This is a genomic window from Mesorhizobium sp. KR1-2, from assembly GCF_040045035.1.
Lineage (GTDB): Bacteria > Pseudomonadota > Alphaproteobacteria > Rhizobiales > Rhizobiaceae > Pseudaminobacter.
Genome location: NZ_JBDZDS010000004.1, coordinates 399,809 through 406,172, shown reverse-complemented (window position 1 = coordinate 406,172; position 6,364 = coordinate 399,809). Strand labels below are relative to the sequence as shown.

General features: G+C 61.3%; 5 protein-coding genes. 4 read left to right on the top strand and 1 reads right to left on the bottom strand.

The features are described 5' to 3' along the window. Positions 1-189: 189 nt before the first annotated feature. From ABLE85_RS11655 to ABLE85_RS11640, 4 genes are all read left to right on the top strand, one after another. Positions 190-768, top strand: coding sequence for an undecaprenyl-diphosphatase (locus ABLE85_RS11655; RefSeq protein WP_348792887.1), 579 nt, complete (start codon positions 190-192; stop codon positions 766-768). A gap of 121 nt (positions 769-889) precedes the next feature. Then, entirely contained in the window at positions 890-1,858 is a 969-nt protein-coding gene (locus ABLE85_RS11650) for a DUF1402 family protein (RefSeq protein ID WP_348792886.1), read from the top strand. A gap of 101 nt (positions 1,859-1,959) precedes the next feature. Then, positions 1,960-2,499 (top strand): DedA family protein, encoded by a 540-nt coding sequence (locus tag ABLE85_RS11645; protein ID WP_348792885.1) that lies wholly within the window; start codon positions 1,960-1,962, stop codon positions 2,497-2,499. A 252-nt stretch (positions 2,500-2,751) separates the two neighbouring features. After that, the gene (locus tag ABLE85_RS11640) at positions 2,752-4,374 is read left to right on the top strand and encodes a Na/Pi cotransporter family protein (RefSeq protein WP_348792884.1); all 1,623 of its coding nucleotides are present in this window, start codon (positions 2,752-2,754) and stop codon (positions 4,372-4,374) included. 49 nt (positions 4,375-4,423) lie between these two features. On the opposite strand, the gene ABLE85_RS11635 is transcribed toward ABLE85_RS11640, so the two are convergent. After that, complete coding sequence (locus ABLE85_RS11635; RefSeq protein WP_348792883.1) at positions 4,424-6,316, bottom strand: KUP/HAK/KT family potassium transporter; 1,893 nt, start codon at positions 6,314-6,316, stop codon at positions 4,424-4,426. Positions 6,317-6,364: the final 48 nt, after the last annotated feature.

Here is a 6,364-nt window from a genome sequence, read left to right as displayed (position 1 = left end):
ATAACGCCATGTCGATCACTCCATAGCCCCCGCTGAAAACACGCGGGGCAAGGTTCAAACATGGGTCACTTCTCGATGGAAATATTCGCTAATCCCGGGTCAGTTCCTGGCGGAAATCAACAGGCCGGTTAATGAATTGTTGAGTACCCACCACAATCATCGTGACGCCCTGACAATCGCACCGGAAAAATGCTCAAGCTCGATACCGATCTATTTTTGCTCCTGAACGCAGGCCCGACTCCCAACGCCGCCGTGGCGTGGCTGGCCCTTTTCGCCACCAAATTCATCGTTCTGCTGATTCCGCTCTATCTCGTCGGCCTGTGGGTGAGCGGTAGAGGTCGAAATCGGCTGACCGCGATTGCGCTTCTGCTCGCGCTGGCGATTGCAATTGTAATGAGTTCCGCAGTCGGCCTTGTGGTCTTCAGACCCCGGCCGTTCATGATCGGCCTGGGAAATGCATTGGTCGAGCATCGCCCCAACTCGTCCTTCCCCAGCAATCACGGGCTCGCCTTCGCCGTCTGTGCGGCCGTTCTGTTCATGCTGCGACGCAAAGGATCGGCGTGGACCGCGGCCGCGCTGGGCGTCCTGGTTGGCTGGTCGAGAATATATATCGGGGTCCACTACCCGCTCGACATGGTCGGCTCCATCATCGTCGCAGTATTGGCGGCCATGGCCTCCTTGTGGATCATGGCGCGTTATGGGGCGGTGCTGCTGATGACGGCGGAACGGGCGCAACGACTTCTCCTGGCGCGCTTCGCCAAGACATAGCCAGCCCCGCCAGAAATCGTATAAGCCAGCATTTTATGCTGTGATCTGACGCAATCAGGCCGCATCGCCCACGAAGCGGATGTATGATCTTGTCGTCGGGTAGAGGGGAGCGGGGTATCAGATGAAAGCTTGGAACCGGTTGGGCGTTGCCGTGGCCGTCGTGGCCGCCTTGTCGACGGGAGTGTGGCTGGCCGGCGCGGCACGGGCTGACAGGATGGTTGTCGTGCCTGCCGGCAACAGGTCAGCAGCACAGCCGCCGATCCCGACCACGTCCGCTCTGCGGGCGCGCGCCTTCAACACGACCTACGATGCCAAATACGCCCAGATCATCGCCTTGTTGAAGCGGGAAACCAAGCTGATGGCGCAGATCAAGAAGGCGGCCACGGCCTATGGCATCGACCCGATCCATATCGTCGGGGCGCTGGTCGGCGAGCACACCTACAACGTCAGCGCCGTCGGCACCATGCAGACCTACTACGTCAAGGCGCTGGCCTACGCCAATGCCGACTTCGCCTTCCGCTACAAGGGCGTGACGGTGCAGACATTCCTCGAGCGGCCGGAATTCAAGCGCTGCGCGTCCGAGCAAGGCAGTGCCAAACTGTGGAGTTGCCGCGACCAGGTCTGGGACGCCGCTTTTCGCGGCAAGAAAGTCGATGGCGTCGCCTACGAACCCGTGACCCTCCAGCGCGCCTTCTTCCAGCCCTTCTATGCCGGCCAGACCTTCGGCCTCGGCCAGATCAGTCCGCTGACGGCTCTCGGGGTGACCGACCTGGTCAACAAGGTGAGCGGCTATGACCGGCTCACGCCGGACCGGCCGCAGGCGATCTACCGCGACATCATGGATCCGGATCGCGCCATCATCTACATCGCCGCAATCGTGCGCGATGCCATCGACGCCTATGCCCAGCAGGGCTTCGACATTTCCCGCAATCCCGGCATCACGGCCACGCTCTACAATGTCGGCCAGCCACGGCGACGCGCGGCGGAATTGCGGTCGAGCGGCCGAAAGCTGCCGGTGGAGAACTATTACGGCTGGCTGGTCAACGAGAAGCTGGTTGAACTGCGGGCATTGCTTGGCGAAGGCACCTGACGGCCGCTCAATGCCGACCTCTATGGGCCAGTCTCCGGTTTTGCAGATAGGCGTAATGCCCTAGCATGGCTGTCCCTGAGGGAGGCGCAGAGGACAAAAGATTGTTTCAGCTACCCGCCGATTTGGACCACTACACCGCCCTGGCCGGTGAATATATGCGGCGGGGCGAGCAGTGGACGATCGCGATCGCCTTTGCCCTGGCATTCGTGAAGTCCCTCCCCTTTGTCCCCCTGTTGATCCCCGGAACCACGCTGTTGCTGGCGATCGGCTTCTCGATTGGGGCCAGCGGGATTGACGTCGTACCGGTGTGGATCGCGATCAGCGTGGGGGCGGCCCTGGGGGACTGGGTATCCTATTGGCTTGGCAAGCGCTTCGACCACGTCGTGCGTGACTCGCGGCTGGCCGCCAGATACCCGACTGTACTGCCGCGCGGGGAAGCCTTCTTCGAGCGCTGGGGCGCGCTCAGCATCGTGCTTTGCAGATTCTTTGGCCCGCTGCGGGCGACGGTGCCATTCGTGTCCGGCGTCTGCCGGCTGCCGCTGATGACGTTCCAGCTCGCCAACTGGCTTTCAGCCTTTCTCTGGTCAGCCGCGCTGCTCCTGCCTGGCATCTTTGCCGCGAGGCACCTGCTCGGGTCATGATCCCCACGCCCAGCCGCCACTGATCTGCCCCCAGGCTCAAGCCCTCTCATGGCACTTGGACGGATTTGCTGTGCGCCGTACTCGTCATCCCGGTCGCGTTCACTATCTACCGCCTCATCGGGCTGCCGCCGGGAACCGATACCGATTGCAGCGATAAGATATTGAGCACCAGTCTCCGCCCCAGAACGGAGACCTTTGTAAGAGCCGCAGATCCGAGCTTCAGCGAACACGCCGTTGCAGGAGGTGACCGCGATGTCTGGCACGCTCCTATTTCTCCAGATCGCCGGCTATGTCGGGCTCCTGTTGTGGGGCACCCACATGGTCACGACGGGCGTCCTGCGCGGCTACGGCACCGATCTGCGTCTATGGCTCGGCCGCAACATAAACTCACGTCCACGAGCCTTCCTCGTTGGGCTTGGCATCACTGCGCTGCTCCAAAGCAGCACGGCGACCGGCATGATGGCGACATCATTCGCCGCTAGCGGCATCATCGGCCTCGAGCCCGCCTTGGTGGCCATGCTCGGCGCAAATGTCGGCACCACCTTGATCGTCCAGATCCTGTCTTTCAACGTGACGGCGGTTGCGCCCGTCCTCATCCTCGCCGGCGTCGTGGCCTTTCGCGCCCGCCACTCCCAGCTCAAAAATCTCGCGCGCATCTCAATCGGCCTGGGGCTTATGCTGCTGGCATTGGGATTGCTGGTGCATACCTTGAGCGATCTCGAGGTAGGTCCAGTGTTCCGCGCGGTGATGGCAGGGCTCTCCGGCCAGCCTGTTCTCGCACTGCTGGTGGCTGCCCTGCTGACGTGGGCCTGCCATTCAAGTGTCGCCATCGTGCTCCTGATCGTTTCACTGGCAACGACAAACGTCGTTTCCACTGAAACCGCATTGGCATTGGTTCTCGGCGCCAACTTTGGCGGCACGATCCCGCCATTCGTCGAGGCCGGATCCCGGCAGGCGCGACGCCTTCCCTTCGGCAACATGCTGGTTCGCGCAACCGGCTGCGTGGTCACCCTCCCGTTCCTGCCGTGGATCGTGGCCGGCTTGTCACGGATCGAGGCGGACCCTGCCCGGCTGGTGGTGAACTTCCACACCGGTTTCAACGTCGCCTTGGCATTGCTCTTCATAATGCCGATCGGACAACTCGCAGCGTTGCTCATACGTTTGTTTCCCGATCCGCCGCCACAACCTGATCCAGGAGAACCGCAATATCTCGACGAGGCTGCGCTCGAAACCGCGAATGTCGCGCTGGCCAACGCATCTCGCGAGGCCTTGCGCATGGCCGACATGGCGACCGAAATGCTGAAGGCCATGCGCAAGGTTTTTCATCAAAACAGCCGCAAGGATGCCTCCAAGATCATCCGAATGGATCGGGCACTCGACAAGCTCTCCATGGCGCTGCGCGGGTATCTTGCCGACATCGATCGAGAGGCCTTGAACGATGAGGATGCCGAGCGCAGCCAGGAGATCCTGACTTTCGCTATCAACATCGAGCATGTCGGCGACATACTCGCCACCAACATGGTCGAGTTGGCGCTGAAGCAAATAAACCTGAGGCAATCTCTTTCGCCATTGGAACTCGTAGATATCGACGCCATGTACGCGGCCGTGATGGATGGGTTGCAGTTGGCCGTGACGGTGCTGCTGCGAAACGACCCGGTGGCTGCCCAGCAACTCGCTAGCCGCAAGGCAATGCTGCGGCGTCTCGAAAGCGAAGCGACCGACGCCCACTTTGCCCGTATGCGCCATAAGCCATCGGCCAGGGCCGAAGCAGGCGATACCTTTTTGCGCATATTGCGAGACCTCCGGCGAATTCACTCGCACATCGCTGCCCTCGCCTATCCGGTCCTCGAACACGCCGGACTTCTTCCGGAATAGGACCGCCGGCATCCCTCCTTGCGGGCCTTCATGCCCCGCCACCAGGAGATCAAATTGCAACCTGGCGGCCTATCTCAACGACGCTTTCGGTGGGCACACGCAAGAAGTCGGTAACATGTGCGCTGTTCCGCTCCATGAGCGCAAACAGACTCTTCTGAAAATTCGCCAGCCAATTGCCGCCGTCGCGGCTGATGACGGTCTCACGCCCGATATAGTAGGTGACATCGTCGAGACCGATGCCGCATTCCTTGATTTGAGCCTGTCGCAGAAGGGCAGGAATGTCCGGACGTTCCATGAAGCCGTATTGGGCAATTGCACGCCAAAAGTTTGGCGCAACCTCCTCCATCGACAGTCGAGCCTTGCTCTTGATCCGTGGAATCGACTGTATCTCGACCGTCAAGGCGAGCAGATGCTCATGCAGCGCTCTGTTACGCTCGACATGCCGGACCATGACCGGCGGCGTATCGCATGCGGTCTTGGTCAGGAACACCGCCGTTCCCGGCACTCGCGGCACGCCATTCGCCTTGACCTGCTCCATGAACTGCGCCACCGGCACAAGCTTTTCACGCAGTCTGCGGGAGACCTCCGCGGCGCCTTTGTGCCATGTGAACATCAACCCATAAACGCCTGCGGCAAGGAGGAGCGGGACATAGCCGCCCTCCAGAACCTTCACGACATTTGCCAGGAAGAATGCCGAGTCGACGACGAGGAAGAAGCCCGCAACCATTCCACTTACCACAAGGCTCCAGCCCCAAACCTCACGCATGGCAATGAACAACAGGGCCGACGTCATAAGCATCGTCAGCGACACGGCGATACCGTAGGCTGCGGCCAGGTTGTCCGACTTGCCGAACACAATCGTCAGGCCGACAGTCACGATCATCAGCATCCAGTTGACCACTCCCACATAAATCTGCCCGTAGCCCTCCGCCGAGGTCTGGACGATCCAGAGCCGTGGCAGCCAGCCGAGCAGGATCGCCTGGCGCGACATGGAAAAGGCGCCGGTGATGATCGACTGGCTCGCAATGATCGTCGCCAGCGTGGCAAGAAGAACGAGAGGGATCAGAAGGGGTTCTGGGCAAAGTCGGTAGAATATGTTGTCCTGTGTTGGCGCGCCCTCGAGAACGATGGCGGTCTGCCCAGCATAATTCAGCAGCAGGCTGGGAAAGACGATCACCGACCAAGCCAATCGGATCGGCCGGGCGCCGAAATGCCCCATGTCGGCGTAGAGCGCCTCCGCCCCCGTCACGCACAGGAACACGCCGCCGAGAACCAGAAAGCTGCCCGGATCGCCTGAAAACAGATACCGCAGGGCATAGCGCGGATCTATGGCGACGAGAACCGAGGGATGTTGCAGCACGCCCCAGAGGCCAAGCAACCCGATCGTGAGAAACCACAAAGCCATGATCGGTCCGAACGCTCGTCCGATCAGGGCAGTGCCAAGCGGTTGGATGGCGAAAAGGACCACGAGGATTGCAACGGACGCCGGAACGACAAAGGATTTCGCCGCCGGTACCGCGATATTCAGCCCTTCAAGCGCGGAAAGCACCGAGATCGCCGGCGTGATGGCACCGTCGCCATAGATCAACGCCGCACCGAACAAGCCCAGGGCGACGATGGCCGGCCTCTGGTGCCGCTTGACGCCGAGCAGAGCCATCAGCGCAAGAATTCCGCCCTCGCCGTCATTATCGGCCCGCATGGCGAAGGAAACGTATTTGATCGATACGATGATGATCAGCGTCCAGAAGACGAGCGAAAGAACCCCGAGCGTCACGTCAGCCGCCGGTCGGCCGCCCGCCAGCGCAAGAACGGTTTTCAGCGTGTAAAGCGGGCTGGTCCCTATATCGCCAAACACGACGCCAAGCGCGGACAGGCCAAGCGCGGCCGACGCGGATGTGCCGACCGAGCGCCGAGCCTGTTGGCTTTCGTCAGGCGTGTTCATGACGGCGAGGCGTCGCTTCCTTCTGGGCAACCGCACCGAAAAACTTCC

What these genes read in the sequence shown, in the direction of transcription:
- ABLE85_RS11650 (WP_348792886.1), top strand. Translation starts at nt 890, where the DNA reads ATGAAAGCTTGGAACCGGTTGGGCGTTGCCGTGGCCGTCGTGGCCGCC.
- ABLE85_RS11635 (WP_348792883.1), bottom strand. Translation starts at nt 6,316, where the DNA reads ATGAACACGCCTGACGAAAGCCAACAGGCTCGGCGCTCGGTCGGCACA.
- ABLE85_RS11640 (WP_348792884.1), top strand. Translation starts at nt 2,752, where the DNA reads ATGTCTGGCACGCTCCTATTTCTCCAGATCGCCGGCTATGTCGGGCTC.
- ABLE85_RS11655 (WP_348792887.1), top strand. Translation starts at nt 190, where the DNA reads ATGCTCAAGCTCGATACCGATCTATTTTTGCTCCTGAACGCAGGCCCG.